The following is a 25379-nucleotide window of genomic DNA, read 5'->3' as shown; positions in this document are numbered from 1 at the left end:
CCGGGGAACAGTTATGCGTCGCCCCGCCGGCTCGCCAGCAGCTTGTCGACGCGCCGCCCGTCCATGTCGACCACCTCGAAACGCCAGCCGTCGAAATCGAAATGCTCGCCCGTCTCGGGAATGCGGCGCAGCGCGGACAGCGCGAAACCGGCGGCGGTGGCGTAGTCGCGATCGTCGGGCAGCGGGATGCCGAGCTTCTCCGCCATCGCATCGGCCGAGAGCGCGCCCGAGATCAGGTGGCTGCCATCCTCGCGCTCGACCATCGCGGGATCGTAGCCCTCCTCCTGATCGGAGGCGAAGGCGCCGGCGATCGCGGTGAGCAGGCTGCCCGGCGTCACCAGTCCGTCGAGGTGGCCATATTCGTCGACCACCAAAGCCAGCGGCACCTCGGCGTCGCGCAGCACCGCGAGCGCGTCCATCGCGTCCATCCGGTCGTGAATGGTGGAGACGGGCTTCATCTTCTCGCGCAGGTCGATCGCGCGGCCTTCGAGCAACGCCACCAGCAGGTCGCGCAGGCGGACGACGCCGACGATGCTGTCGACCGAGCCTTCCGCCACCGGCAGGCGGCTGTGCGGCGTCTCGGCGACGATTTCGCGAATCTCCTCCAGCGTCGCCTCGGCGTCGATCCAGTCGATGTCGGTGCGCGGCGTCATCACCTCGCGCACCGGACGATCGGCGAGGCGGACGACGCCCGAGATGATCGCGCGCTCGCTCTCCTCGATCACGCCCGCCGAGGAGGCCTCGGCGACGACGAGGTGCAGTTCCTCGGCGGTCACATGATCCTCCCGCTCGCGCTTGAGGCCGAGCAGGGCGAAGACCGTCAGGCTGGTCTTGTCGAGCAGCCACACCACCGGCGCTGTCGCCCTGGCCAGCCACGTCATCGGCAATGCCGCGATCGCCGCGATCGGCTCGGGCGAGCGCAAAGCGAGCTGCTTGGGCACCAGCTCGCCGATGATCAGCGAGACGTAGGTGGTGAGGATGATCACCAAAGTGAAGCCGACCGGGCCGGCATGATCGTGGGCCATGCCCAGCCGCTCCAGCCGCTCGGAGACCGGGCCACCCAGCGCCTCGCCCGAATAGGCGCCGGACAGGATGGCGATCAGGGTGATGCCGATCTGGACCGTGGAGAGGAACTTGGACGGGTTCTCGCGCAGCGCCAGTGCGGCCCGCGCGCCGGTGCGTCCGGTGCGCGCCATCGCCTCCAGCCGGGCGGTGCGCGAGGAGACGATCGCCAGCTCGCTCATCGCGAACAGGCCGTTGAGCACGACCAACGCGAGGATGATGACGACGTCGATCCAGGGGAAGGGGGCAAGAGGCGGCATGGTCGCCTGATGTCCATGCCCAATCGCGAGCGTTTCGACAATGGCGAAGCATTCGCAATTTCCGTTCGCCCTGAGCCTGTCGAAGGGCTGCCCTTCCCTTTTGCGGGCATTCGAAGAAGAAGGGCAGGGCTTCGACAAGCTCGGCCCGAACGGTTGAAGGCGTCCGGCCTAGGCGCGTCGCGTGGCGAAGAACCGCCTGAGCAGCCCAGCCGCTTCCGCCTCCCCGATGCCCCCATAGACCTCCGGCCGGTGATGGCAGGTCGGCTGCGCGAAAAAGCGCGGGCCGTGGGCGACCGCCCCGCCCTTCTCGTCCGCCGCGCCGTAATAAAGCCGGTCTATGCGGGCATGGGCGATGGCGCCGGCGCACATCGCGCAAGGTTCCAGCGTCACCCACAGGTCGCAACCGTCCAGCCGTCCGGTGCCGAGCCTCGCCAGCGCGGCGCGGATCGCCTCCATCTCGGCATGGGCGGTGGGATCGCCGAGCTCGCGCATCCGGTTGGCGACGACGGCCACCACTTCGCCGCCGCGCCTCACCACCGCGCCGACCGGCACCTCGCCCGCTTCGCCCGCGCGAGCGGCGGCGTCTAGCGCGAGGCGCATGGGTTCGGGCAGCGGGAAGGCCATCGCAGCGCCCTTAGCGCATGCTGCGAGCTTTCGTCAGCGGTTGCGGATGCCGTTCATCAGATCGGGCCGCAAGACCGCGACCAGCGAGAAGATCATGCCCGGCACGTAAGCGAGGCAGGTGAGGATCAGCGAAACGAGGAAAATCACGCCGATCCCCTCCACCATCCACACCCCGATCGGCGGCAACAGCACGGCAAGGATGACCGCCCAGATGTTCGGAGACCCGTTCATTGCGGCTTCTGCACGTTGACGGTGGGCGTCTGCACGACGTGATTCTCGACGCCGACCGAGACGTTGGCGGTCTGCACGTTGAACGCCGGTGCCGAGCCGCCCTGCACCGAGATCGTCGGCAACGAGGCCGTCTTGGTCTGGCTGACGTTCACATAGCCGAGCGCGATCGCCCCGATCCCGACCAGCACCACGATGACCAACAGCACGAGAATCGCGCGCATCGCCTCACTCCCTCTTCCAATCCTTGGGAGGGTGAACGATTCGTCTCCGTATCGGTTGCGTCAGGCCGGCAACACCTTCCGGAAGGCGGTGACGCTCACCTCGGCGAACAGCCCGGCCTCGGCATAGGGATCGGCCGCCGCGAAGGCCTCGGCCGATTCGAGGTCGGCCATGTCGACGATCACGATCGATCCCCTGGGCGCGCCGTCCTCGCCCAGCATCGGCCCGGCCAGGAACAATGCCCCGCCGATTCGCTCCAGATGCTCCAGGTGGCGCGGTCGCGTATTCGCGCGCAGGCTTCCGGCGTCGGGGCGGTCGTGGCAGAGGATGGCGAAAAGCGGCATATTCGGGCGCTCCGGAAGGGTCCGGGCGGGTTGACCCCGCCCCGCTTCTCCACTAGGGACGCCGACTTTCCGATCAACAGATTCTTTCAGGACCAAGATCATGTCGCGCATCTGCGAGCTGACCGGCAAGGGCCGCCAGGTGGGTCACAACGTGTCCCACGCCAACAACAAGACCAAGCGCACCTTCCTGCCCAACCTGCAGAACGTGACGCTGATCTCCGACGCGCTGGGCACGTCGGTGAAGCTGCGCGTGTCGACGCACGGCCTGCGCTCGGTCGAGCACAATGGCGGCCTCGACAACTGGCTGCTCAAGACCTCGGACGCGGACCTCAGCCTGCGCGCCCGTCGCCTGAAGCGCGATATCGCCAAGAAGAAGGCGGCCGTCGCCGCCTGATCCGGATGGCCGGGCGACCGGCCGTCGAGCGATTTCGAAAGGCCCCGCCGGGCGAGGTTCGGTGGGGCCTTTCGTGCGCCTGCGTTTCAGAGAGGGTACCTGTTTCCCCCGTTCGTCCTGAGCCTGTCGAAGGACGTGCCCCAAGCCTGGTGCTTGCAACACGCACTTCGACAGGCTCAGTGCGAACGGTGTATTTGGCCAATGGCTTAACCCAGCCGCTCCGCGTGCCAGCGCAGGTGATCGGCCATGAAGGTCGATATGAAATAATAGCTGTGGTCGTAGCCCGGCTGCATCCTGAGCGTCAGGTCGATGCCGGCCTTCTCGCACTCGATGGCCAGCAGTTCGGGGCGAAGCTGCTCCTTCAGGAACCCGTCCGCCTCGCCCTGATCGACCAGCAGGGCCGGCACCCGCGCGCCGTCCTCGATCAGCGCCACCGCGTCGTGCCTGCGCCAGCCTGAGCGATCGGTGCCGAGATAGCCGGTCAGCGCCTTCTCGCCCCACGGCACCTGCCCAGGCGCCACGATCGGCGCGAAGGCGGATACTGCCCGGAAGCGATCCGGAAAACTCAGGCCGATGGTCAGCGCGCCATGGCCGCCCATCGAATGGCCGAGGATCGACTGGCGGGCCATGTCGGCCGGAAATTCCGCGGCGATCAGCGCCGGAAGCTCTTCCGTGACATAGCTCCACATGCGGTAGTTGGCCGCATAGGGCTCCTCCGTCGCATCGACATAGAAGCCCGCGCCCAGCCCGAAGTCATAAGCGCCGGCCGGATCGTCCGGCACGCCTTCGCCGCGCGGAGAGGTATCCGGTGCGACGAGGATCAGGCCGAGCGTTGCGCAGGCCGCGCGAAATTCGCCCTTCTCGGTGACGTTGGCATGGGTGCAGGTGAGACCGGAGAGATACCAGACCACCGGCAGCTTCGCGCCCGGCGCGTGCGGCGGGACATAGACCGAGAAGGTCATGTCGGTGCCGGTCGCGTCCGAGGCATGGCGATAGACGCCCTGCACGCCGCCATAAGCGAGGTTGGCGGAAACCCGCTCCACGCCGCTCACTCGACCACGCGGTGCAGCGCGCAGAGCTTGTTGCCGTCGGGATCGCGCAGATAGGCGAGATAGAGAGCGCCGAAACTGTGCCGGCGGATACCGGGATCCTCCTCGATCGCGGTGCCGCCATGTGCGAGGCCAGCCGCGTGCCACGCCGCCGCCTGCTCGGCACTCTCCATCGCGAAACCGATCGTGCCGCCATTGGCGTGCGTCGCGCTCTCGCCGTCGATCGGTCTGGTGACCATGAAAAGGCTGCCCTTGTGCGGATAGACCAGCCGGCCATAGGCATCGGTCCGGCCGGGCTTGCCGCCCATCGTCGCGAACAGCGCGTCGTAGAAGGTCTTGGCGCGATCGATATCGTTGGCGCCGATCATCACATGGCTGAACATCGTATCCTCCTCCGCTGTCAGTAGATGACGACGCTGCGGATGCTTGTCCCCGCATGCATCAGGTCGAAGCCCTTGTTGATCTCCTCCAGCCCCATGACGTGGGTGATCATCGGGTCGATCTCGATCTTGCCGGTCATGTACATGTCGACGATCTTCGGCACGTCGGTGCGGCCCTTGGCGCCACCGAACGCGGTGCCGCGCCAGTTGCGGCCGGTGACCAGCTGGAACGGCCGCGTCGCGATCTCCTTGCCCGCTTCGGCCACCCCGATGATGATCGAGGTGCCCCAGCCGCGATGGCAGGCCTCCAGCGCGGTGCGCATCACCTCGGTGTTGCCGGTGGCATCGAACGTGTAGTCGGCGCCGCCGTCGGTCAGCTGGACGATCCTCGCCACCACGTCCTCGCGGCTCATGCCTTTGGAGTTGAGGAAGTCGGTCATGCCGAAGCGGCGGCCCCATTCCTCGCGATCCGGGTTGATGTCCACGCCGATGATCCTGTTCGCGCCGGCCAGCCGCGCGCCCTGCAGCACGTTGAGGCCGATGCCGCCCAATCCGAACACCACGACATTGTCGCCGACCTGCACCTTGGCGGTGTTCACCACCGCGCCGACGCCCGTGGTCACGCCGCAGCCGATATAGCAGGCGGTCTTGAACGGCGCGTCCTCGCGGATCTTCGCGACCGCGATCTCGGGCAGCACGGTGAAGTTCGCAAAGGTCGAACAGCCCATGTAATGGAAGATCGGCTGGCCCCTGTAGCTGAACCGCGTCGTGCCGTCGGGCATCAGCCCCTTGCCCTGGGTCGCGCGGATCGCGGTGCACAGGTTGGTCTTGCCCGAGAGGCAGCTTTTGCACTGCCGGCATTCGGGCGTGTAGAGCGGGATGACGTGATCGCCGGGCTTCACCGAGGTGACGCCCGCGCCCACCTCGCGGACGATGCCGGCGCCTTCGTGGCCCAGCACGCTCGGAAACAGGCCCTCGCTGTCGAGGCCGTCCAGCGTATAGGCATCGGTGTGGCAGATGCCCGTCGCCATGATCTCGACCAGCACCTCGCCCGCCTTCGGCCCCTCGAGATCGAGCTCCACGATCTCCAGCGGCTTCTTCGCTTCGAACGCTACGGCGGCGCGGGTCTTCATGAAGTCTCTCCGTGGATCTGCGGTCGAATGCCGGGCGGCACGGCCCGGCTCTAACCGAGCCGAACGGCCGGCGAAACCGGAAATGGCGGAGGAGCACCGCCGGTGCGCGCCGGAGCGCCGAGTCGATCCCTCACGCCCCTCGTTCGACATCCGGTCTCGCCCGCAGGCCAGGACGCTTGCCGATCCGATCCGACGGTCCCGACCGGTCGATCGGCATGGCCGCCCGCACCTGCCATGGGATAGGATATTCCCTGCAAACCAGGTTTGCTCGGCACAAGTTATTCTGCCCTGTGCCGGCAGCCTCGCGCTCCATACATTGAGAGCCGCCCATCCTGCGGAGGGTGGGGCAGCGAATGGAAGAGACGTGACGAGCACATTGACCCATTTGGAACGGCTCGAGGCAGAGTCGATCCACATCATGCGGGAAGTGGTGGCGGAAGCCGAGAAGCCGGTGATGCTCTACAGCGTCGGCAAGGATTCGGCGGTGATGCTGCACCTGGCACGCAAGGCCTTCTACCCCTCGCCGCCGCCCTTCCCGCTGCTGCACGTCGACACGACGTGGAAATTCCAGGCGATGTACGAACTGCGGGATCGCATGGCGCGCGAGAGCGGCATGGAACTGCTGGTCTACCAAAACCCCGAAGCCAGGGCCCGCGGCATCAACCCGTTCGACCACGGCGCGCTCCACACCGACATGTGGAAGACCGAGGGGCTGAAACAGGCGCTCGACCTCCACGGCTTCGACGCGGCGTTCGGCGGGGCACGCCGCGACGAGGAGAAGAGCCGGGCGAAGGAGCGCATCTTCTCCTTCCGCACGGCGTCTCACGGCTGGGACCCCAAGAACCAGCGGCCGGAGATCTGGAATCTGTACAACGCCAGGAAGACGAAGGGCGAGAGCATCCGGGTGTTCCCGATCAGCAACTGGACCGAGCTCGACATCTGGCAGTACATCCAGCTCAACGACGTGCCGATCGTGCCGCTCTACTTCGCGGCCCCCCGGCCCACGGTAGAACGCGACGGCATGCTCCTGATGGTCGACGACGACCGCTTCCCGCTGAAGCCGGGCGAGGTGCCGGTGGAACGCTCGATCCGCTTCCGTACGCTCGGCTGCTATCCGCTGACCGGCGCGGTGGAAAGCACGGCCTCGACGCTGAGCGAGGTGATCCAAGAGACGCTCCTCACCACGACATCGGAGCGGCAGGGCCGCGCGATCGACAAGGATGCCGGCGGCGCCGGCATGGAAGTGAAGAAGCAGCAGGGCTATTTCTGATGACGACGAAGGAGCCGATTTATCAGGTCGAAAGCCTCATCGCCGAGGACATCGACGCGTATCTCGCCAAGCACCAGCACAAGACGCTGCTGCGCTTCATCACCTGCGGATCGGTGGACGACGGCAAGTCGACGCTGATCGGGCGGCTGCTCTACGATTCGAAGATGATCTTCGAGGACCAGCTGGCGGCGCTGGAGGCTGATTCGAAACGCGTCGGCACGCAGGGCCAGGAGATCGACTTCGCGTTGCTGGTCGACGGCCTCGCCGCCGAGCGCGAACAGGGGATCACCATCGACGTCGCCTATCGCTTCTTCGGCACCGAGAAGCGCAAGTTCATCGTCGCCGACACGCCCGGCCACGAGCAATACACCCGCAACATGGTGACAGGCGCGTCGACCGCCGATCTCGCCGTGATCCTGATCGACGCGCGCAAGGGCGTGCTCACCCAGACCCGGCGGCACAGCTACCTCGCCCACCTGATCGGCATCCGGAACATCGTGCTGGCCGTCAACAAGATGGATCTGGTCGATTATTCGCACGCGCGGTTCGACGAGATCGTCGCCGACTATCGCGCCTTCGCGCAATCTATCGGCATCGCCGATTTCGTCGCCATGCCGATCTCCGGCTTCAAGGGCGACAACATCACCGGCCCCAGCGCCAACACGCCCTGGTACACCGGCCCGGCCCTGATGGAGCATCTCGAGACGGTCGAGCTCGATCAGGTCTCCGATCAGGCCAAGCCCTTCCGCATGCCCGTCCAGTGGGTCAACCGCCCCAATCTCGATTTCCGGGGCTTTTCGGGCCTGATCGCCGCGGGCACGGTGAAGCCCGGCGACGCGATCCGCGTGCTGCCCTCCGGCAAGACCTCGACGGTGACGCGCATCGTGACGCTGGCGGGCGATCTGGAGCAGGCGATCGCCGGCCAATCGGTCACCCTCACCTTCGCCGACGAGATCGATTGCTCGCGTGGCGACGTGATCGCGCTCGCCGACAATCCCCCGCAGGCCGCCGACCAGTTCGAAGCGACGATCGTCTGGATGGCCGACGAGGAGATGCTGCCTGGCCGGCCCTACTGGCTCAAGATCGGCACGCAGACCGTCACCGCGACCGTCCAGCAGCCGAAATACCAGGTCAACGTCAACACGATGGAGCATCTGGCGGCGAAGACGCTGGAGCTGAACGCGATCGGCGTCGCCAACCTCGCCACCGATCGCAACATCGTATTCGAACCCTACGAGCAGAACCACGCGCTCGGCGGCTTCATCCTGATCGACAAGATCAGCAACGCCACCGTCGCGGCGGGCATGCTGCACTTCGCGCTGCGCCGCTCGCAGAACGTCCACTGGCAGGCGACCGATGTTGGCCGAGAGCATCATGCCGGGATCAAGAACCAGAAACCGGCCGTTTTGTGGTTCACCGGCCTGTCGGGCGCCGGCAAGTCGACCATCGCCAATCTCGTCGAGAAGAAGCTGGCGCGGATGAACCGCCACACCTTCCTGCTCGATGGCGACAATGTCCGCCACGGGCTCAACAAGGATCTGGGCTTCACCGATGCCGATCGGATCGAGAATATCCGGCGCGTCGGCGAGGTGGCGAAGCTGATGACCGATGCCGGGCTGATCGTGATCACCGCCTTCATCTCGCCCTTCCGCTCCGAAAGGGATATGGTGCGCTCCATGATGGCGCCGGGCGAGTTCATCGAGGTGCATATCGACACGCCGCTGGCCGAGGCCGAGGCGCGCGACGTGAAGGGCCTCTACAGGAAGGCGCGGAGTGGTCAGCTCAAGAACTTCACCGGCATCGACAGCCCCTACGAGGCGCCCGAAAGCCCCGAGATCCGTATCGATACGACGGCGCTGACACCCGACGAGGCGGCGGACCTGATCGTCGCGCAGCTGATCCCATGAACGAAACGACCTCTCCTGCCCCGTCCGACGCGCCGCTGACCGACGTGCAGCTTGCGCGCCGCATCGCCGAGAAGGTCGGCGAGCTGCTGCTGATCCTGCAGGGATCGGGCCTGTTCGAAGGCAAGGCGCTCGGCAAGGCCGGCGACCGGTTGGCCAACGCCTTCATCATGGAGGCGCTGAAGACGCATCGCCCCGACGACGCCGTGCTCTCCGAGGAGGAGAAGGATTCGGCGGCGCGCCTCTCCGCCAGCCGGGTGTGGATCGTGGATCCGCTCGACGGCACGCGCGAATATGGCGAGGGGCGTACCGACTGGGCGGTGCATGTCGCCCTCTCGATCGACGGCAAGCCGGGGCCGAGCGCGGTGGCGCTGCCGGGCCAGGGCGTCACCCTGTGCACCGGGACAAAACCTGCACCGACACAGCCGCCGCGCAAGCTCCGGATGACGATCAGCCGCTCCCGTCCCGCTGCCGAGGCCGTCGCCGTTGCCGAGGCGCTTGACGCCGAGCTGGTGCCTATGGGCTCTGCGGGGGCCAAGGCGATGGCCGTCGTGCAGGGCGACGCCGACATATATCTCCATACCGGCGGTCAATATGAGTGGGACAATTGCGCACCCGCCGCCGTCGCCAAGGCCGCCGGCCTGCACGTCAGCCGCGCCGATGGCTCTCCGCTCGCCTACAATGCCGAAAATCCCTACCTGCCCGATCTGCTGATCTGTTCGCCCCATCTGGTTCAGCAGGTGTTGGAGGCGCTTTCCAAGTTCAAATCGGACAATAGGGCACAGTAGCGGCGACCTTGCGGAGCCGGCCGTTCCTCGGCGTGGCCGTATTGGCGCCGATCTCGCCGGCGCGGCGGCGGGCGGTTGCGATGATCCGATCCCATGTCTAAGCGATCGGCGGAGCGCTGACCGCGAGGATCGACACATGCCGGATGAAGCCCGCCTGTTCCGTGAAGCCTGCCTTATCGACGGGCGCTGGATAGAGACGGCCGACGCCTGGATCGACGTCGACAATCCAGCGACAGGCGAGGTCATCGGCCGCGTGCCGAAGCTCGGCGCGGCCGAGGCGCAGGCGGCGATCGACGCGGCCGAGCGCGCGATGCCGGCCTGGGCGGCGCTCACCGCCAAGGAGCGCGCCAATATCCTGCGCCGCTGGTACGACCTCATCATGGCGCACCAGGAACCGCTGGCACGCATCCTAACCCGCGAGCAGGGCAAGCCGCTCGCCGAGGCCAAGGGCGAGATCGCCTATGCCGCGAGCTTCATCGAATGGTTCGCCGAGGAGGCCAAGCGCGTCTATGGCGAGGTGATCCCCGGCCATCTCGCGAACGCGCGCATCGTCGTACTCAAGCAGCCGATCGGCGTGGTCGCGGCGATCACGCCGTGGAACTTCCCGGCGGCGATGATCACCCGCAAGCTCGGGCCGGCGCTGGCGGCGGGCTGCGCGACGGTGCTCAAGCCCGCGAGTCAGACGCCGTTCACCGCGCTGGCGCTCGCCGTGCTGGCGGAGGAAGCGGGCATCCCCAAGGGGCTGATCAACGTCGTCACGGGCAGTGCGGCGGCGATCGGCGAGACGTGGACGGCAAGCCCGGTGGTCCGCAAGCTGACCTTCACCGGATCGACCGAGATCGGCGCGAAACTCTACGAGCAGAGCGCGCCGACGATCAAGAAACTGAGCCTGGAGCTCGGCGGCAACGCGCCGTTCCTGGTGTTCGACGATGCCGATGTCGATGCGGCGGTGGCGGGCGCGATCGCGTCGAAATACCGCAACGCCGGCCAGACCTGCGTCTGCGCCAACCGGCTCTACGTGCAGTCCGGCATCCACGACGCCTTCGTCGCGAAGCTGGTCGAGGCGGTGGGCAGGCTCAAGGTCGGCAAGGGCGAGGAGGAGGGCACCCAGATCGGCCCGCTGATCGACGAGGCGGCGGTCGCCAAGGCGCAGGAGCATGTCGACGACGTGCTCGCCAAGGGCGGCGCGGTGCTGGCGGGCGGCAAGCCGCTCGGCGGGCGCTTCTTCCAGCCGACGGTGCTGACCGGGGTGAAGCCCGGCATGATCATCCTGAAGGAAGAGACGTTCGGCCCGGTCGCGCCGATCGTGAAGTTCGAGACCGAGGCCGAGGCGATCGCGCTCGCCAACGACAGCGAGTTCGGCCTCGCCGCTTACTTCTATGCCCAGAATCTCGGGCTGGTGTGGCGCGTGGCGGAGGCGATCGAGAGCGGCATCATCGGCATCAACACCGGCATCATCTCCACCGAGGTGGCGCCGTTCGGCGGAGTGAAGCTCTCGGGCCTCGGCCGCGAGGGCTCGCGTCACGGCATCGAGGATTATCTCGAGATCAAATATCTCTGCATGGATATCGGCTGACCCGGAGCGACCGGCGCCGCTCACTGCCCCGGCGAAATTCAGCCGCCTTCGGAGAACGGCGCGAAAGAGCCGTAGCCGCCCTGGAAGAACAGCAGCGGGCTGTGCGGATGCTCGATCGCGAGCGAATGGACCTGACCAATCGCGATGAAATGATCCCCGGCCTCGTGGACGGCATGGAGATCGCAATCGATCCAGGCGACCACACCCTCGATGATCGGCAGCCCCGCGCCCGAGAATCGGTGGGGGACAGCGGCGAACTTGTCGTCCGCCTTCGACGCGAGCGCACGGCACACGTCGAGCTGGTGCCCGGCCAGCACGTTGACGCAGAAGCGCCCCGCCGCCGCGATCTTCGGCCAGCTGCCCGATTTGCGATCGGGAAAGAATGCGACCAGCGGCGGATCGAGCGACACCGAGGTGAAGGAGCCGACCACCATGCCGATCGGCCGATCCTCGTGGATCGCGGTCACCGCGCAGACGCCGGTCGGATAGTGGCCGAGGATGCGGCGGAATTCGGCGCTGTCGATGGTCGTGGTCACCGGATCATCCTCTCGAACGCAGGCCGGCTGTTGCCTCCTCGATCGCGCTTTTCCAAGCGAAAACCGCTTCGCCGGGCGCTCATCCCCCGTTCAGCTTGCTCCGCCTAGAAGAGTTTCTGCGGACCGGGCCCCTCTGGCGGCGGCTTACCCAAGCCCCGTGATGTCGGACCGCATCGAGCGTGCTCGGTGCCGGTTCGGACCTTTGGCCTTCACCTTCACCGACACCTCGATCGAAGTCATTTCGATGGAGGAAAGACAATGAATGCTCTCGTCGAGCGCCTGATCGCCACCCACCGCCAGCTCAATCGCGAGATCCGTCGCGAGCTTGGCGCACGCCTGCCCGACCATATGCGGCTCCGGCGGCTGAAGAAGCTCCGGCTGGCCACCAAGGACCAGCTCGTCCGCCATGTGCCGGACGCGGCCGAGTTCGGCCGCGCCGCGCGCCGCCTGCTGGCCAGGCTGCGCACGCCCGCGCCCCGCGCGAAGGAGGCCTGAGCCATGGAACGCGTTCAGCTGAGGCCGCTGGCCGGCGGCGACGTCGATCAGGGCCTGCGTGCCCACATGATCGGCATCTATCGCACGATGGCGCTGGGCCTGCTGCTCACCGCGGGCGTCTCGCTCGCGGTGGCGAGCACCCCGGCGCTGGTGGCGGCGATCTTCGGCACGCCGCTGAAATGGGTGGCGATGTTCGCGCCGCTCGCCTTCGTGTTCTTCTTCACCTTCCGGATCGACCGGATGACGACGGCGTCGGCCAGGCTCGCCTTCTTCGCCTTCGCCGCGGTGATGGGCGTGTCGATGGCCAGCATCTTTCTAGTCTTCACCGGGGCCAGCATCGCGCAGATGTTCCTGGTGGCGGCGACGATGTTCGCGGGCGTCAGCCTGTGGGGCTACACCACCCACCGCGATCTGTCGCGCTGGTCGACATTCCTGATGATGGGCCTGATCGGTGTTGTCGCGACCTCGCTGATCAACCTGTTCGTCGGATCGAGCGCGATCCAGACGATCCTGTCGCTGGTCGGCGTGGTGGTCTTCACCGGCCTCACCGCCTGGGACACGCAGCGGGCGAAGTCCGAATATTTCGCCTATGCCGGCACCCAGCAGGCCGAGAAGCTCGCGGTGATGAGCGCGCTCGGCCTGTACCTGAACCTCGTCAACATCTTCCAGCTGCTGCTCAATCTGGGCGGGGAGCGGGAGGCGTAAGAAACATACTTCCCACATCGCCTATCAGCGCCTAGAGCGACGCCATCCCCGGGGGGCCGCTGACGCGCGGCTGAGAGGTGGGCTGCAGCCCACGACCCGCTGAACCTGATCCGGTTGATACCGGCGTAGGGAGGGTTGGCGGCCGGTCCGTTGTCCCTCCGATTGGAGCGGATGCGTGACGAAGGCCCAGTTTTCCCGTGCTGTACGAATTCCCCTGATCGAGCGAACCGCCTGCACCGCGCTGGCCCTGCTGCTCGGCACGCCGGCGCTGGCGGCGGACGATGCTCCGACCGACATCAAGGTGGTCGGCCATCCCGATCCCGAGGGATTGTTGCCCGATCAGACGGCGCCCAGGGCGGTCAGCGCGATCTCGGCGGACTTCATCACCAAGCAGGCGGCGACGCTCAACGCCTTCCAGCTGGTCAACCTGCTGCCCGGCGCCAACGTCTCTTCGAGCGATCCCTACGGGCTCTCGACCAGCTCCAGCCTGACGCTGCGAGGGCTGGGACAGGACGAGATCGGCGTGCTCATGGAAGGCGCGCCGCAGAACGACATCGGCTATTACTACGCCTATCCCGCCCAGTTCGCCGATGCCGAGAATATCCGCCAGATTTCGCTGGCGCAGGGGGCCGTGGACATCGATTCCCCGACCGTCGGCGGGGCGGGCGGCCTGCTGTCGCTGACGTTGGACGATCCGAAAACCAAGTTCGGCGGCCTGCTCGATCTCTCGATCGGTTCCTACAATGAGCGCCGCGTCTTTGCCCGCGTCGACACCGGGACGATCGGATCGACGGGGCTCAGGGCCTTCCTCTCCTATTCGAACAATCGCGCGGACAACTGGCGGGGCGCGGGCTTCGACACGCGCCAGCATGTCGATGCCAAGCTGCTCGGCGAATGGGGCGACGGCAATCGCGCCAGCATCGCCGTCTCGTTCAACGACGCGGACAATTCGATCTATCCGAGCCCGACGCTCGCCGACTGGCAGGCCTATGGCCGCACCTTCAACCTCGATCGGCATTATACGGACGGGGACGTCAATTACTGGCGCCTCTATCGCAGCCCGTTCCGCAACGTTTACGTTTCGGCGCCGGTGCACCTGAAGCTGTCCGATCGGCTGGCGCTCGACAGCACCACCTATCTGCAGTTCGGCTACGGCAACTCGCCCTACGGCACCCAATTGAGCGCCACCGGCAATTTCCTGGGCACCGAAGAACTGACCCAGCCGATCACGCTGCCGAACGGAGCGGACGCGGCGACGGTGCTCGGCAATTTCACCGGGGACCAGTTCCGTGCCGGCAACGTCAGCAAGCTGACCTGGGACACCGGCGCGAACCGGCTCACCGCCGGCTTGTGGTTCGACACCGGAACCGACCGCGTGCTCCAGACCTACACGCCGATCCGGCCGGACGGCCATCCGGTCGACCCCTGGGGCTATCGGGACGATGCGATCCGCACCGCCGACGGCCGCCTGCTCGCCTATGAGAACGAGCGCACGCGCACCGTCACCAAGGGCTTCTTCCTTGCCGACAGCATCGATCTGACCCCCCGCCTGACCGTGGATGTCGGCTTCAAGGGCGTCGACTTGCTCCACGACGGGCGCAATTATCTGCCCGGCCCGCAGGATCGCGTGCGCTTCGACAGCTTCGCCGCCCTGCCGCGCGCGGCGGTCCACTACCGGCTGGACGACCGCCAGCAGCTCTTCGCCAACCTCACCACCAACTTCCGCGCGCCGGACGAATATACGCTCTACAACGTCTATGATGGCGCCGGGGGGGTGAGCAGCACCGGTACCACCCATCTGAAGAACGAATATTCGGTCTCGGAGGAAGTGGGCTATCGCTACATCGGACCAGACTTCTCGGCCTCGCTGACCGGCTTCCACTATCATTTCCGCAACCGCCAGCAGGCGACCGTGATCGACAATGGAGGGGCGCTCATCAGCACGACGATCAATGCCGGATCGCAGACCTCCTATGGCGTCGATGCCGAGCTGGACTATCGCCCCGCCAAGGGCGTCAGCATCTATGTGTCGGGCGAATATCTCCATGCCCGGATCGACAGCGACCTTCCTGTCGGCGGCGATTTTCTCCCCACGAAAGGCAAGCATGCCGTGTCGGCACCGACCGTGCAGCTCGGGCTGGGCGGCACCTATGACGACGGGCTGCTGTTCGGCAGCTTCGCGCTCAAATATGTCGGCCGGCAATATGCGACCTTCATGAACGACGAGAGCATCAAGGGCTATGCGACGCTCGACATGTCGATCGGCGTCCACCTCGGCGACCTGATCGACCACCGGCGCACCGATCTCAGGCTCAACGTCATCAACGCGACGGACCCGCACGTCCTCTCCGGCGTAGAGGCGATCTCCACCAACGCGCAGGACACGACCGGGCGGAACGGCATGACGATCGCGGGTTCCGCGCCGGCTTATTATATCGGGAGCGGGCGCGCCGTGATGGCGACGCTCAGCCGCGCATTCTGAGCATGAGCGGCATGCCCGCCACCGCCGGTCATCTCGTGCACGGCATGGGCACGGCGATGGAGGCGCCGACCTGGCCGGCGATCACGCCGTCCGAGGCGGAGGCGGTGCTGCGGCGCTTCCCGGCGGCCGGACGGCTGATTGGGCTGCGCTGGCATTCGCCGCGCCCCTTCTCGGCGGCGACGCTGGTGCAGACGAGCCGGGGCGAGTTCTTCCTCAAGCGCCATCACCGGTTGCTGCGATCGCCCGAGGGGCTGGCCGAGGAGCATGGCTTCATCGCGCATCTGCGCGCCGCCGGGATATCGGTGCCGGACATCATGACGACGACAACGAAGGCGGGCGCCGTCGCGGACGGCGAGTGGACCTACGAGCTCCACCGCCGGGCACCCGGCGCCGATCTCTATCGCGACCGGCTGTCATGGACGCCATTCCTCTCGCACGATCACGCGCATGCGGCGGGCGCGATGCTGGCGCGGTTGCATCGGGCCGCGCGGGGCTACGAAGCGCCGGCGCGCCGGCCGCAACCGCTGGTCGCGAGCGCGACGATCCTGAACGCCGCCGATCCGCTGATGGCGGCGGAGGCTTATGTGGGTGCCCGTCCGGCGCTCGCGGCCTTCCTGTCGGACCGGCCCTGGCGCGCGCAGCTGTCGGACCTGTTCGGCGCGCTGGGCGAGGGACTGCCCGAGCGGCTCGCGGCGCAGCCGTCTCTGTGGACGCATAACGACTGGCATCCATCGAACCTGCTCTGGGCGCCGGACGGCACCGTCTCGGCGGTGTTCGACTTCGGGCTGGCGACGCGCACCTCGGCACTGCACGATTTCGCCACCGCGATCGAACGCACCGCCGTCGAGTGGCTGCGGCTGGGCGAGGACGGCATCGCGGATGCGGGGACGGTCGCCGCGCTGGTCGCCGGCTATCGGACAGTCCTGCCGCTCACCCCCGACGACATCGAGACCGTCGCGCGCCTGCTTCCGCTGGCCCATATCGAGTTCGCGATGTCCGAGGCCGACTATTTCGCCGGCATCACCGGCGATCGCCGCGATGCCGCCGTGGCGTGGGACGACTATCTCATAGGCCATGCCGAGTGGTTCCTGTCGTCACCGGGCCGGGCCTTCCTCGAAGACATTCGGGCGCTCGCCTGATGTCTGTGCTGGAGATCGTCGCCGTCGTCATCACCTTCCTGGCGATCTGGCTGACCGCGAAACGCCGGATGCTGTGCTGGCCCATCAACCTCTTGGCCTGCGCGCTCTACTTCAAGCTGTTCCTCGACGTGCGGCTCTATGCCGACATGGTGCTGCAGGCACTGTTCGGTCTCGGCATAATCTACGGCTGGATCGCCTGGGCGCGCGGCAAAGACGATGCGGGCGAGGTCGTCGTGCTGCCGCTGCCGGCATGGCAGGCGATCGCCGGATTGCTCGTCGGCGCGATCGGCGCGGTCGCAATCGGCTGGTTCACCAGCCACTATACCAACGCGGCGCTGCCCTGGATGGATTCGACGCTGACCAGCTTCAGCCTTGTCGCCCAGTTCTGGACGGCGCGCCGCCACGCCGCGAACTGGCTGCTCTGGATCGTGGTGGACCTCTTCTACGTCGGGATGTTCGTCTTCAAGGGGCTGCTGCCCACCGCCGGGCTCTATCTGGCGATGACATTGCTGGCCATGCGCGGCTATCACGGGTGGAGGGCGGCTGCGAAGGCCGCGTCTTCATCCGACTAGCCAGGGCATGCTTGGTCGCATGCGCGCGCGGCATTTGCGAGAGACCGCCTTTTACGCCATGATCCCTATGAGAGAATTGCGGGGGATTGCGGTTGGCCGACCATAACGAGGGCGTTGCCGTGCTGGGTAGCGCGCCGGCCGTGGACGCCATGGCCGAGGGCATGGCCGCCAAGTTCGCCGGGCGCGCGCTGGAGGTCGCCCGGCGGCAGCTCGCGGCGGCTCAGGACGGGGCGAGCATGGCGACCTGGCGCTCGATCATCGCGCGGCTGGAACACCTGCATCGCTGAGCAGACCGCCGGCTAGCACCGTGATGGACAGCTGCATGTCCTCGCCCTCCCAGATTTCGACCGAGCGGGCGCGGCGCGGATCTTCCGCCGTCATGTCGTGCCCCAGCTCGTCGGCCGTATCGAGCGCGACGGACATGGCGGCGTTGATCGTCGCCGGGCAACCTTCGTGCCGGGCTTCCCGGCCGTCCTGATAGCGAATGATGATGTCGAACATGGATGGTCCCCCGAAAAGAGATTGAAAGGTGGGCGCCGCTTGCGCCTTCAGATGTGCCCCTCGGCGCGAAGGCTGGTCCAACCCGAGCGCGCGAGGATCAGGTGATCGAGCAGGGCGACGCCGAGCGCCTCCCCGCCCTCGCGCAGCGCCCGGCTCGCGCGGATGTCGGCCATGCTCGGGTTGCGGTCGCCGGAGGGATGGTTGTGCGCCACCACGATCCCCGCCGCGCCTACCTCGAGCGCGCGCTTCAGGATTTCGCGCGGGTAGATCGGCGCCTGGTCGACGGTGCCGCGCGCGAGCACCTCGTCCCCGATCAACCCGTTGCGCACGGTGAGGAACAGCACGCGGACCTGCTCGTAACGGAGGTGCGACATGCCGAGCATCAAATAGTCGGTGACGGCCCGCGAGCCGGCGAACAGCGGCCCGTCCATGCAGCGCCCGCGCGCCGCCGCGATCATGGCTTCGTGGATCGTCGCGAGATGGGCCGCGACGCCGTCGTCCGGATCGCCGCCCTCGTCGGCGGAGAGCACCGCGCCGAGGCTGTGGTGCCGGATCAGCAGTTCGTCGGATCGGCGGCCGGCGTCGCGACCTACGATCGGGCGGAGGATCGCCTCCAGGAGACGTCTCTCCCGGTCCGCTTCAGCCTCAGCCGGTGGCGCCGCACGCCGATGATGAGCAGCACCACCATCGGATAGGCCCAGAGCGCCTGCAGCGACATATAGGCTGGCCGGTTGACGTCCGGCGCGAGCAGGATCGGAACGTGGCACAAGACCTCGATCGCCTGCATGCTGGTCATCCATAAGGGCCAATGCCGTCTCGCATGATAAGTGAGCGCCGCGAAGGCGCAGAGCATCGCCAGATCGCTGGCGAGGAGCCCGTATTCGACATGCGCCCACCGCTTCCCCAGCGGGGACACGAGCGCGACCGAGGTGAGGCTTCCCAGCCAGAAGACCAGCAGAGCGAGCCGTTCCGGAGCCCCGCCGCGCAAGGCCGCATAGAGGGTCGCGGCGAGGAACAGCGCGGAGAATATCTCGGTGTGGTGCTCGATCGTCTCCATCGCTTGACCGGACCAGCCATCGCCGGCCCGGTCAAGGGGTGGATCAGGCGGCGACGCGGCCCGGAAGGCCGACGACGGTGCCGCGCGCCGCGTCCTGGGCCACCGGTTCGGCGCCCGCATCCTGGAAGGCGCGGACGAGATCGGCATCGGCGCCGATCCGCTCGAGATCGCTGGTGGTGGGTGTCGGGAACCAGTCGCCCCACGCCACCGTCTTGAGGCCGAGATCGGCCTTGTCGATCGAGAGCGCGCCGTGCGCGATTACCGCCTTGCGATAGGCCGTCGAGGTCGCGCTCAGCAACTCGACCGCGTGATCGACCGCATCGGCGCCGATCGAGAGCGGCATGCGGGCATCGGGGTCCATCCGCGCCTCGGCGATACCGATCAGCATCTGGCCGATCTGGATCATCCCGGTGTTGAGCGATTCCTTCACGCCGGCGATGGCCAGCGCCACCGGCTGCGAGACGCGCTTGCGCGCTTCGATCGTCCTTGGAGTGGGCATTTTCGTCTCCCCGCGCCGGAGCGCGAGGCCCGGCGATCAGTGCGGCTGGTGCAGGACCCAGTCCCAGAGCTTGCTGAGGAGGAGAGCGGCCACGCAGACGAGCGCCAGCGCCGAGCAGATCTTTACGATCCAGTCGGCAGACGATCGCATCGCGATCGCGACGTCGAAAGCGGAGTCCCTTTCATCCTCGTCCGGATCGGGCGCCGGTGCCGGCCGGGGCGAGACGAGCGGCTCGAAGACGCTCCTCTCCTCGCGGACGACCATCGGCGCCGATGGCTCGAACATCCCCTCCCTGCGAGGTGACGCGCCGATCCTGCCGGGTTCCGCCGGTTCCGGAAGGTCCAGCCTTGGGGGGTCCAAAGGCTGGTACCCTCCCTCCGCCTCGTGGCGTTCCAGCATGCGCGCCGCCACCGAGCGCCGGTCGACGCCGAGCTTCGCCATGGCGAGCTTCACCGTCTTGTCGATCGCGCCGGGCGACGCGCCGAGCCGGGCGGCGATCTCCTTGGTGGTGTAGCCGGCGCGGACGAGGCGCAGGCACGCCTTCTGGCGTTCGGTCAATCGGGAGAGGCGTGCATCGTCCACGCGGAAATCCTTAACGACCTCCGCGCGCCGTTTCGAGTCGATCCGTGCGGATATCGTTCGCCAAAGGTCCAAGCGTGTCCTTGCCGGGCGATGCGCAGACTCGCTTGGCATATCGCGCGCGGCGGAGCTAGAGCCGCGCCATGACCGATATGATCACGATCCGCCGCCCCGACGACTGGCATGTCCACCTGCGCGACGGCGACATGCTGAAGGCAGTGGCGGGCTACACCGCGCGCCAGTTCGCCCGCGCGATCGTGATGCCGAACCTGACGCCGCCCGTCACCACCATGGAGGCGGCGAGCGCCTATCGCGATCGCATCCTCGCCGCGCTGCCCGAGGGCGCCGATTTCACGCCGCTGATGACCTGCTACCTGACCGACGGCGCCGATCCGGCGGAGATCGCGCGCGGGCATGCGGAGGGCGTGTTCACCGCCTGCAAGCTCTACCCCGCCCACGCGACGACCAACAGCGCCCACGGCGTCACCGACATCCGCAAGCTCACCGGCGTGCTGGAGACGATGCAACGGATCGGCATGCCGCTGCTGATCCACGGCGAGGTGACCGACCGTCACGTCGACATCTTCGATCGCGAGGCGGTGTTCATCGACACGATCCTCGCGCCGCTGGTGCGCGATTATCCTGCGCTCAGGATCGTGCTGGAGCATATCACCACCGCCGAGGCGGCCGCCTTCGTCGAGGAGAGCGGCCCCCAGATCGCCGCCACGATCACGCCGCAGCATCTGGTCATCAACCGCAACGCGATCTTCGACGGCGGCATCCGGCCGCACGCTTATTGCCTGCCGGTCGCCAAGCGCGAGAAGCACCGGCTGGCCGTGCGGCGCGCGGCGGTGTCGGGATCGCCCAAATTCTTCCTCGGCACCGACAGCGCGCCGCACGCGATCGACCGCAAGGAGACCGCCTGCGGCTGCGCCGGCATCTTCAACGCGCCCTATGCGATCGAAAGCTATGCGCAGGTGTTCGAGGAGGACGGCGTGCTCGATCGGCTGGAGGGTTTCGCCTCCGAGCATGGTCCGCGCTTCTACGGCCTTCCCCTCAATGAGGGCACGATCACGCTGGAGCGGGTCGATACCGTCGTACCCGATCGGATCGGTGACGGCGCGCTTGCGCTGGTGCCGTTCCACGCCGGCGAAACGGTGCGCTGGCAGTTCGTCGATTGAATTGCTCCTTGGAACGATATATACCGATATCGGTCTAAGGAATGACCATGGAAGCCGCTGTCCAGTCGAATGACGATCGGGTTCGGGTGCTCGGGATCGCCGTCGCGCGCATCGCGGAAAGCTGGCGGCTGACCAACGATCAGCTCGGCGCGATCCTCGGCCTCTCGCCCGCGACCGCCTCGCGGCTGCGCAGCGGCGCCTTCCGCATGGAGCCGCAGAGCAAGGCGTTCGAGCTCGGCCAGTACCTGCTGCGCCTTTTTCGCGGGCTGGACGCGCTGATGGGCAGCGACGACGAGGCCTCGATCTCCTGGCTGAGGACGCCCAATCTCGATCTCGCCGGCCGGCCGCTCGATCTGATCCGCACCATCAAGGGGCTGGGCGAGGTCACGCACTATGTCGACGACTTCCGCGCCCACGTCTGAGGGTCTGTTTGCGAATGCGCGGAAAAGCGCATTCGGCCGCACCGGCCCGCTCCCCCACCCGACCTCCCACATGATACTGCCGTTGGGAGGTCGGGTGGGGGCCGGTGCGGCTCTATCAAATGGCGTCTGAGCCGGTTCCCACGGCCGCCGATGTCCGACCCTATGCGGGGAAGGTCTGGCGCATCGTCGAGGCCCAGCACCGCATCTCGACCAACCGGCTGGCGGACGATGCCGCCGATCAGCGGCTGCTCGAAGATCTCGCCGAAGAGGCGAAGCCCAGCCTGCCTTTGGCCGCGCGGGGGCTGGACTACCTGCTGTCGACGCCGTTCCGCTACGGCTACGCCAAGGCCTCGCGCTTCCGCCGCGCCTACGAACGGCCCGGAATCTTCTACGCGTCAGAGCATGCCGCGACCGCCGTCGCGGAAGCCGCCTACTGGCGGCTGCTCTTCTTCTCCCGCTCCCCCGGCACCCAGCTGCCGCGCGGGACGATCGAGCACAGCGCCTATACGGTGCGGCTGCGGGTCGAGCGCGCGCTGGACCTGACTACGCCGCCGCTCGACACGGGCCGCGCGCTATGGACCGATCCGGCCGATTATGCCGCCTGCCAGCAGTTGGCCGGCGAGGCGCGCGCGATCGGGGCGCAGCTGATCCGCTACGCGTCGGTGCGCGATGCCGTACACCGGGTGAACGTCGCGCTGCTCGATCCCGCCGGATTTGCGGACGCGGCGCCCAAGGTGGTGACCACCTATCACATGCGGCTCGACCGGCGCGGGATCGACATCCTGGCCGCCTTTCCCTCGACCGAGCGCCATCGCTTCGCTTTCGCCGATTTCGGCCTTGCGGCGCCGGCCTAGAGCCTCAGCACCGCATCCGGCCGGGCAAGCACGACGAGCGGCAATCCCGCCTGCCGCGCGCGCTCGATGGCGAGGCTGGTCGGCGCCGAGATGGTGACGAGCATCGGGCAGCCGGCGAGCACCGCCTTCTCGACCAGTTCGTAGGAGCAGCGCGAGGAGAGCAGAGCGAAGCCCCCGTCCCAGCCGGTGCCGCCCCGCAGCATCGCGCCGATCAGCTTGTCGAAGGCGTTGTGGCGGCCGACATCCTCGCGCACCAGTCGGATCGCGCCGTCGGCATCGCAGAGCGCAGCGGCGTGGACGGCGCCGGTCAGGCGATTGAGCGGCTGATGGTCATGCAACCGATCGACCGCGGCAAAGATGGCCTCTTCGTTCGCCTGAGCGGTCGCCGTGACGGCATGCAGGGGCCGGATCGCCTGCTCCAGATTTTCGATTCCGCACAGGCCGCAGGAGGAATCGGAGGTGCGATGGCGGGTGCGCAGCTCCGCGCGGGCGGCCGCCTCCGGCGTCAGCGTGAGGCGCAGCATGATACCGGCCTCGACCGCCTGCGCATCGACATCGAGAATGTCGGCCGCACTTTCTACCAACCGCTCGCTCAGCGCGAAGCCGCAAGCGAGATCCTCCAGCGCCTCGCCGGTGCCCATCAGCACGGCATAGCCCATGCCGTTGAGCTCGATCGCAATCGGCACTTCCTCGGCGATCGCGCGCGATATCGACGCGCGCACGCCATCGCGCCCGATCGACTCGAACCGGACCTCGCCCACCGCTCAGGCGGCCGCGCGCATCGTCACGCGAACCGACTTGTAGGACGGAGTGCCGCTTTCCGGATCGTGATCCTCCAGCGCCACGAGCCCGTTCGCCTCCGGATAATAAGCGGCGAGCGACCCCTTCGCGATGGCATGCTCGATCACCGTATAGCCGCGCAGGTCTCGCCCCGGCCCGGCGTGGATGTCGACCACGTCGCCATGCGCGAGGCCGAGATCGCGCAGATCCTCGGCATGGGCGAAGATCACGTCGCGCCGCCCGTGGACGCCGCGATAGCGGTCGTTCAGGCCGTAGATGGTGGTATTGTACTGATCATGGCTGCGCACCGTGGTGAGCAACAATTCGCGCGCCTCTCCGGATGCGCCCTTGATCGGGTGGACGAGGAAATGCGCCTTGCCGTCGGGCGTGTTCCACACCCGCTCGGACGCGCCGACGGTCAGGCGGAAGCCGCCCTTGTGCCGGACGCGCGCGTTGAAGTCGCGGAAATCGGGATAGACCGCCTCGATCCCGTCCCGGATGCGGTCGTAATCGGCGACCAGCCCGTCCCAGTCGATCGCGACGTCGGGGATCGCGGCCTTGGCGATGCCGGCGATGATCGCGGGCTCCGACTTCAGATCCGGCGAGGCGGGCTTCAGCTTGCCGCGCGAGGCGTGGACCATCGACATCGAATCCTCGACGGTGACGTACTGCGATCCGGTCGCCTGCTCGTCATGCTCGGTGCGGCCGAGGCACGGCAGCACGATCGTCTCCTTCGCCAGCAGCAGGCAGGTGCGGTTGAACTTGGTGAGGATGCTCACCGACAGATCGAGCTTGCGGAAGGCGGCGAAGCTCGTCTCCGGATCGGACATCGCGACCGCCAGATTGCCGCCCAGCCCGATGAAGGCCCTCGCCTTCCCGTCGCGCATCGCCGCCAGCGCATCGACCGCATTGTGGCCGTGCGCGCGGGGTGAGACGATGCCGAAGCGCTTGTCGAGCCGCGCCAGCATCTCCTCGCTCGGGATCTCGGTGATGCCGACAGTGCGATCGCCCTGCACGTTCGAATGGCCGCGCAGGGGGCAGATGCCGGCGCCTTCCTTGCCGATATTCCCGCGCAGCAGCATCAGATTGGCGATCTGCTGGACGTTGGCGGTGCCATAGCTGTGCTGGGTGATGCCCATGCCGTAGCAGAGGATGACGCGGTCGGCCTTCCAGTAGGTCTCGGCCATGCTCTCGATCGCAGCGCGGGTGAGGCCGGAGCGGCACGCGATCTCGTCCCACTCGGTCGCCTCGATATCGGCGCGCAGTTCCTCGATGCCGACCGTGTGCTGGGCTATGAAGGGGCGATCCAGCAGCCCTTCCCCGCCCGCATCGATATCCTTCGCGTCGGCCTCGAACAGCGCCTTCATCATGCCCTTCAGCATCGCACCGTCTCCGCCAACCTTCACCTGGTGGTAGGCGGAGGCGAGTTGCGTCGAGCTGGGCGTCAGCATCTCGGTGGGGTGCTGAGGGGATTTGAAGCGCTCCAGCCCGCGCTCGCGCATCGGGTTGGCGACGACGATCGGCACGCCGCGCTTGGCCGCGTCGCTCAACGTGGTGAGCATGCGCGGATGGTTGGTGCCGGGATTATGGCCGATGCAGAAGATCGCATCGGAATGGTCGAAATCCTCGAGTGTCACCGTGCCCTTGCCGACGCCGATCGATTTCGGCAGGCCGACGCTGGTCGCCTCGTGGCACATGTTCGAGCAGTCGGGGAAATTGTTGGTGCCATAGGCGCGCGCCAGCAGCTGATAGAGGAAGGCCGCCTCGTTGGAGGCGCGTCCGGACGTGTAGAACTCCGCCTCGTTGGGATCGGCGAGCGCTTGCAGGCCCGCACCGATGCGCGCGAAGGCCTCGCCCCACTCCACAGCCACAAAATGGTCGGTCGCGGCATCGTAGCGTAGCGGATGGGTGAGCCGCCCGGCATCCTCCAGCGCATAATCCGACCAGCCGAGCAATTCGCTCGCGCTGTGCTGCGCGAAGAAACCGGGATCGACGCGCTTCGTCGTCGCCTCCCAGGTCACCGCCTTGGCGCCGTTCTCGCAGAATTCGAACGAAGAGGTCTTCTTCGGATCCGGCCAGGCGCAGCCCGGGCAATCGAAGCCGTCGGGCTGGTTCATCTGGAGCAGCGCGCGCGTGTCGGCGGAGGCGCCCATCTGTTCCTTGATCGCCAGCGCCACCGCTTTCAGCGCGCCCCAGCCGCCGGCGGGGCCGTCATAGGGCTCGACGCCGGGAACGTCGCGATCGTCGGTTTCCAGTTCGTGTGCCATGTCGCCTCTCATAGTCCGTCCCTCGTCGCAAAGCGACCGGCACCGTGCTGGCAAAACGATCGCACATCGGTACGGT

At 67.2% G+C, this 25379-nt stretch carries 30 protein-coding genes and 1 riboswitch; of the genes, 14 read left to right on the top strand and 16 right to left on the bottom strand.

Annotation, left to right across the window (positions count from 1 at the left end):
• Window positions 1–11: 11 nt before the first annotated feature.
• From HZF05_RS01205 to HZF05_RS01185, 5 genes are all read right to left on the bottom strand, one after another.
• Complete coding sequence (locus HZF05_RS01205) at window positions 12–1322, bottom strand: hemolysin family protein (protein ID WP_160364801.1); 1311 nt, start codon at window positions 1320–1322, stop codon at window positions 12–14.
• 168 nt (window positions 1323–1490) lie between these two features.
• On the bottom strand, window positions 1491–1946 hold the full coding sequence (locus tag HZF05_RS01200) for a nucleoside deaminase (protein WP_160364800.1): 456 nt from the start codon (window positions 1944–1946) through the stop codon (window positions 1491–1493).
• 33 nt (window positions 1947–1979) lie between these two features.
• Window positions 1980–2177: a YqaE/Pmp3 family membrane protein gene (locus HZF05_RS01195; RefSeq protein WP_160364799.1), complete on the bottom strand. Its 198-nt coding sequence runs from the start codon at window positions 2175–2177 to the stop codon at window positions 1980–1982.
• Entirely contained in the window at window positions 2174–2398 is a 225-nt protein-coding gene (locus HZF05_RS01190; protein WP_160364798.1) for a hypothetical protein, read from the bottom strand. Before HZF05_RS01190 ends, HZF05_RS01195 begins: the two co-directional genes overlap by 4 nt.
• A 60-nt stretch (window positions 2399–2458) precedes the next feature.
• Window positions 2459–2740 carry a YciI family protein gene (locus tag HZF05_RS01185; protein ID WP_160364797.1) on the bottom strand — a complete coding sequence of 94 codons (282 nt, stop codon included), beginning with the start codon at window positions 2738–2740 and terminating at the stop codon, window positions 2459–2461.
• 100 nt (window positions 2741–2840) lie between these two features.
• Here HZF05_RS01185 and rpmB point away from each other — a divergent pair, with 100 nt between their 5' ends.
• Window positions 2841–3134, top strand: a complete 294-nt coding sequence (rpmB, locus tag HZF05_RS01180; protein ID WP_160364796.1) for a 50S ribosomal protein L28 — start codon at window positions 2841–2843, stop codon at window positions 3132–3134.
• 206 nt (window positions 3135–3340) lie between these two features.
• On the opposite strand, the gene fghA is transcribed toward rpmB, so the two are convergent.
• From fghA to HZF05_RS01165, 3 genes are read right to left on the bottom strand one after another with little or no spacing between them, the layout of a single operon-like run.
• On the bottom strand, window positions 3341–4177 hold the full coding sequence (gene fghA, locus HZF05_RS01175; RefSeq protein WP_160364795.1) for an S-formylglutathione hydrolase: 837 nt from the start codon (window positions 4175–4177) through the stop codon (window positions 3341–3343).
• Between the two features lie 5 nt (window positions 4178–4182).
• Window positions 4183–4566 (bottom strand): VOC family protein, encoded by a 384-nt coding sequence (locus HZF05_RS01170; protein WP_160364794.1) that lies wholly within the window; start codon window positions 4564–4566, stop codon window positions 4183–4185.
• A 17-nt stretch (window positions 4567–4583) separates the two neighbouring features.
• The gene (locus HZF05_RS01165) at window positions 4584–5696 is read right to left on the bottom strand and encodes an S-(hydroxymethyl)glutathione dehydrogenase/class III alcohol dehydrogenase (protein ID WP_160364793.1); all 1113 of its coding nucleotides are present in this window, start codon (window positions 5694–5696) and stop codon (window positions 4584–4586) included.
• A gap of 418 nt (window positions 5697–6114) precedes the next feature.
• On the opposite strand from HZF05_RS01165, the gene cysD reads away from it, so the two are divergent.
• The 4 genes from cysD (at window position 6115) to HZF05_RS01145 (ending at window position 11234) form a co-directional block, all read left to right on the top strand.
• A complete protein-coding gene (gene cysD / locus HZF05_RS01160) occupies window positions 6115–6966 on the top strand; it encodes a sulfate adenylyltransferase subunit CysD (RefSeq protein WP_246331492.1) in 852 nt (283 codons plus the stop codon).
• Window positions 6966–8873 (top strand): sulfate adenylyltransferase subunit CysN, encoded by a 1908-nt coding sequence (gene cysN, locus HZF05_RS01155; protein WP_160364791.1) that lies wholly within the window; start codon window positions 6966–6968, stop codon window positions 8871–8873. The genes cysD and cysN overlap by 1 nt, the downstream gene beginning before the upstream one ends.
• Window positions 8870–9658: a 3'(2'),5'-bisphosphate nucleotidase CysQ gene (locus HZF05_RS01150; RefSeq protein ID WP_160364790.1), complete on the top strand. Its 789-nt coding sequence runs from the start codon at window positions 8870–8872 to the stop codon at window positions 9656–9658. The genes cysN and HZF05_RS01150 overlap by 4 nt, the downstream gene beginning before the upstream one ends.
• Window positions 9659–9794: 136 nt before the next feature.
• Window positions 9795–11234 (top strand): NAD-dependent succinate-semialdehyde dehydrogenase, encoded by a 1440-nt coding sequence (locus HZF05_RS01145; protein ID WP_160364789.1) that lies wholly within the window; start codon window positions 9795–9797, stop codon window positions 11232–11234.
• 38 nt (window positions 11235–11272) lie between these two features.
• Here HZF05_RS01145 and HZF05_RS01140 read toward each other — a convergent pair whose 3' ends face one another.
• Window positions 11273–11770, bottom strand: coding sequence for a flavin reductase (locus HZF05_RS01140; RefSeq protein ID WP_160364788.1), 498 nt, complete (start codon window positions 11768–11770; stop codon window positions 11273–11275).
• A gap of 258 nt (window positions 11771–12028) precedes the next feature.
• Here HZF05_RS01140 and HZF05_RS01135 point away from each other — a divergent pair, with 258 nt between their 5' ends.
• The 6 genes from HZF05_RS01135 (at window position 12029) to HZF05_RS01110 (ending at window position 17450) form a co-directional block, all read left to right on the top strand.
• Window positions 12029–12265, top strand: a complete 237-nt coding sequence (locus tag HZF05_RS01135; RefSeq protein WP_160364787.1) for a DUF465 domain-containing protein — start codon at window positions 12029–12031, stop codon at window positions 12263–12265.
• A 3-nt stretch (window positions 12266–12268) separates the two neighbouring features.
• The gene (locus tag HZF05_RS01130) at window positions 12269–12970 is read left to right on the top strand and encodes a Bax inhibitor-1/YccA family protein (protein ID WP_181638763.1); all 702 of its coding nucleotides are present in this window, start codon (window positions 12269–12271) and stop codon (window positions 12968–12970) included.
• A gap of 39 nt (window positions 12971–13009) precedes the next feature.
• A riboswitch (TPP riboswitch) is annotated at window positions 13010–13119 on the top strand.
• Window positions 13120–13211: 92 nt separating this feature from the next.
• Window positions 13212–15452, top strand: coding sequence for a TonB-dependent receptor (locus HZF05_RS01125; protein WP_246331490.1), 2241 nt, complete (start codon window positions 13212–13214; stop codon window positions 15450–15452).
• Window positions 15453–15463: 11 nt separating this feature from the next.
• A complete protein-coding gene (locus HZF05_RS01120; protein ID WP_160365221.1) occupies window positions 15464–16591 on the top strand; it encodes a phosphotransferase enzyme family protein in 1128 nt (375 codons plus the stop codon).
• Window positions 16591–17163, top strand: coding sequence for a nicotinamide riboside transporter PnuC (gene pnuC, locus HZF05_RS01115; RefSeq protein WP_160364786.1), 573 nt, complete (start codon window positions 16591–16593; stop codon window positions 17161–17163). Before HZF05_RS01120 ends, pnuC begins: the two co-directional genes overlap by 1 nt.
• A gap of 92 nt (window positions 17164–17255) precedes the next feature.
• On the top strand, window positions 17256–17450 hold the full coding sequence (locus tag HZF05_RS01110; RefSeq protein ID WP_160364785.1) for a hypothetical protein: 195 nt from the start codon (window positions 17256–17258) through the stop codon (window positions 17448–17450).
• Here HZF05_RS01110 and HZF05_RS01105 read toward each other — a convergent pair.
• The 5 genes from HZF05_RS01105 to HZF05_RS01085 are packed head-to-tail and all read right to left on the bottom strand — an operon-like array spanning window position 17419 to window position 19802.
• Window positions 17419–17664, bottom strand: a complete 246-nt coding sequence (locus HZF05_RS01105) for a hypothetical protein (RefSeq protein ID WP_160364784.1) — start codon at window positions 17662–17664, stop codon at window positions 17419–17421. The genes HZF05_RS01110 and HZF05_RS01105 overlap by 32 nt on opposite strands.
• 47 nt (window positions 17665–17711) lie before the next feature.
• Window positions 17712–18194 (bottom strand): JAB domain-containing protein, encoded by a 483-nt coding sequence (locus HZF05_RS01100; RefSeq protein WP_160364783.1) that lies wholly within the window; start codon window positions 18192–18194, stop codon window positions 17712–17714.
• Between the two features lie 59 nt (window positions 18195–18253).
• Window positions 18254–18721 (bottom strand): hypothetical protein, encoded by a 468-nt coding sequence (locus HZF05_RS01095; RefSeq protein WP_160364782.1) that lies wholly within the window; start codon window positions 18719–18721, stop codon window positions 18254–18256.
• A 43-nt stretch (window positions 18722–18764) separates the two neighbouring features.
• Complete coding sequence (locus HZF05_RS01090) at window positions 18765–19220, bottom strand: hypothetical protein (RefSeq protein WP_160364781.1); 456 nt, start codon at window positions 19218–19220, stop codon at window positions 18765–18767.
• 36 nt (window positions 19221–19256) lie between these two features.
• Complete coding sequence (locus tag HZF05_RS01085; protein WP_160364780.1) at window positions 19257–19802, bottom strand: LuxR C-terminal-related transcriptional regulator; 546 nt, start codon at window positions 19800–19802, stop codon at window positions 19257–19259.
• A gap of 140 nt (window positions 19803–19942) precedes the next feature.
• Here HZF05_RS01085 and pyrC point away from each other — a divergent pair, with 140 nt between their 5' ends.
• From pyrC to HZF05_RS01070, 3 genes are all read left to right on the top strand, one after another.
• The gene (pyrC, locus tag HZF05_RS01080) at window positions 19943–20980 is read left to right on the top strand and encodes a dihydroorotase (protein ID WP_160364779.1); all 1038 of its coding nucleotides are present in this window, start codon (window positions 19943–19945) and stop codon (window positions 20978–20980) included.
• Between the two features lie 47 nt (window positions 20981–21027).
• Window positions 21028–21402: an MbcA/ParS/Xre antitoxin family protein gene (locus tag HZF05_RS01075; protein ID WP_246331449.1), complete on the top strand. Its 375-nt coding sequence runs from the start codon at window positions 21028–21030 to the stop codon at window positions 21400–21402.
• 119 nt (window positions 21403–21521) lie between these two features.
• The gene (locus HZF05_RS01070) at window positions 21522–22256 is read left to right on the top strand and encodes an RES family NAD+ phosphorylase (RefSeq protein WP_160364777.1); all 735 of its coding nucleotides are present in this window, start codon (window positions 21522–21524) and stop codon (window positions 22254–22256) included.
• Here the strand turns inward: HZF05_RS01070 and fdhD are convergent.
• Together fdhD and HZF05_RS01060 are read right to left on the bottom strand one after the other, a co-directional pair.
• Complete coding sequence (gene fdhD / locus HZF05_RS01065; RefSeq protein WP_343046803.1) at window positions 22253–22978, bottom strand: formate dehydrogenase accessory sulfurtransferase FdhD; 726 nt, start codon at window positions 22976–22978, stop codon at window positions 22253–22255. The genes HZF05_RS01070 and fdhD overlap by 4 nt on opposite strands.
• Before the next feature lie 42 nt (window positions 22979–23020).
• Window positions 23021–25303, bottom strand: a complete 2283-nt coding sequence (locus HZF05_RS01060; protein WP_160364775.1) for an FdhF/YdeP family oxidoreductase — start codon at window positions 25301–25303, stop codon at window positions 23021–23023.
• Between the last annotated feature and the right edge of the window lie 76 nt (window positions 25304–25379).

It is taken from the genome of Sphingomonas chungangi (assembly GCF_013778325.1).
GTDB classification, from domain to species: Bacteria; Pseudomonadota; Alphaproteobacteria; order Sphingomonadales; family Sphingomonadaceae; genus Solisphingomonas; species Solisphingomonas chungangi.
Note: the sequence above shows the minus strand (reverse complement) of the source record. Positions and strands in the feature narration are given on the sequence as shown.

What these genes read in the sequence shown, in the direction of transcription:
- HZF05_RS01090 (WP_160364781.1), bottom strand. Translation starts at nt 19,220, where the DNA reads ATGCCCACTCCAAGGACGATCGAAGCGCGCAAGCGCGTCTCGCAGCCG.
- HZF05_RS01135 (WP_160364787.1), top strand. Translation starts at nt 12,029, where the DNA reads ATGAATGCTCTCGTCGAGCGCCTGATCGCCACCCACCGCCAGCTCAAT.
- HZF05_RS01170 (WP_160364794.1), bottom strand. Translation starts at nt 4,566, where the DNA reads ATGTTCAGCCATGTGATGATCGGCGCCAACGATATCGATCGCGCCAAG.
- HZF05_RS01165 (WP_160364793.1), bottom strand. Translation starts at nt 5,696, where the DNA reads ATGAAGACCCGCGCCGCCGTAGCGTTCGAAGCGAAGAAGCCGCTGGAG.
- pyrC (WP_160364779.1), top strand. Translation starts at nt 19,943, where the DNA reads ATGACCGATATGATCACGATCCGCCGCCCCGACGACTGGCATGTCCAC.
- HZF05_RS01120 (WP_160365221.1), top strand. Translation starts at nt 15,464, where the DNA reads ATGCCCGCCACCGCCGGTCATCTCGTGCACGGCATGGGCACGGCGATG.
- HZF05_RS01150 (WP_160364790.1), top strand. Translation starts at nt 8,870, where the DNA reads ATGAACGAAACGACCTCTCCTGCCCCGTCCGACGCGCCGCTGACCGAC.
- HZF05_RS01185 (WP_160364797.1), bottom strand. Translation starts at nt 2,740, where the DNA reads ATGCCGCTTTTCGCCATCCTCTGCCACGACCGCCCCGACGCCGGAAGC.
- HZF05_RS01075 (WP_246331449.1), top strand. Translation starts at nt 21,028, where the DNA reads ATGGAAGCCGCTGTCCAGTCGAATGACGATCGGGTTCGGGTGCTCGGG.
- HZF05_RS01190 (WP_160364798.1), bottom strand. Translation starts at nt 2,398, where the DNA reads ATGCGCGCGATTCTCGTGCTGTTGGTCATCGTGGTGCTGGTCGGGATC.
- HZF05_RS01105 (WP_160364784.1), bottom strand. Translation starts at nt 17,664, where the DNA reads ATGTTCGACATCATCATTCGCTATCAGGACGGCCGGGAAGCCCGGCAC.
- HZF05_RS01095 (WP_160364782.1), bottom strand. Translation starts at nt 18,721, where the DNA reads ATGGAGACGATCGAGCACCACACCGAGATATTCTCCGCGCTGTTCCTC.
- HZF05_RS01060 (WP_160364775.1), bottom strand. Translation starts at nt 25,303, where the DNA reads ATGGCACACGAACTGGAAACCGACGATCGCGACGTTCCCGGCGTCGAG.
- HZF05_RS01145 (WP_160364789.1), top strand. Translation starts at nt 9,795, where the DNA reads ATGCCGGATGAAGCCCGCCTGTTCCGTGAAGCCTGCCTTATCGACGGG.
- pnuC (WP_160364786.1), top strand. Translation starts at nt 16,591, where the DNA reads ATGTCTGTGCTGGAGATCGTCGCCGTCGTCATCACCTTCCTGGCGATC.
- rpmB (WP_160364796.1), top strand. Translation starts at nt 2,841, where the DNA reads ATGTCGCGCATCTGCGAGCTGACCGGCAAGGGCCGCCAGGTGGGTCAC.
- HZF05_RS01130 (WP_181638763.1), top strand. Translation starts at nt 12,269, where the DNA reads ATGGAACGCGTTCAGCTGAGGCCGCTGGCCGGCGGCGACGTCGATCAG.
- cysD (WP_246331492.1), top strand. Translation starts at nt 6,115, where the DNA reads ATGCGGGAAGTGGTGGCGGAAGCCGAGAAGCCGGTGATGCTCTACAGC.
- HZF05_RS01195 (WP_160364799.1), bottom strand. Translation starts at nt 2,177, where the DNA reads ATGAACGGGTCTCCGAACATCTGGGCGGTCATCCTTGCCGTGCTGTTG.
- cysN (WP_160364791.1), top strand. Translation starts at nt 6,966, where the DNA reads ATGACGACGAAGGAGCCGATTTATCAGGTCGAAAGCCTCATCGCCGAG.
- HZF05_RS01070 (WP_160364777.1), top strand. Translation starts at nt 21,522, where the DNA reads ATGGCGTCTGAGCCGGTTCCCACGGCCGCCGATGTCCGACCCTATGCG.
- HZF05_RS01200 (WP_160364800.1), bottom strand. Translation starts at nt 1,946, where the DNA reads ATGGCCTTCCCGCTGCCCGAACCCATGCGCCTCGCGCTAGACGCCGCC.
- HZF05_RS01205 (WP_160364801.1), bottom strand. Translation starts at nt 1,322, where the DNA reads ATGCCGCCTCTTGCCCCCTTCCCCTGGATCGACGTCGTCATCATCCTC.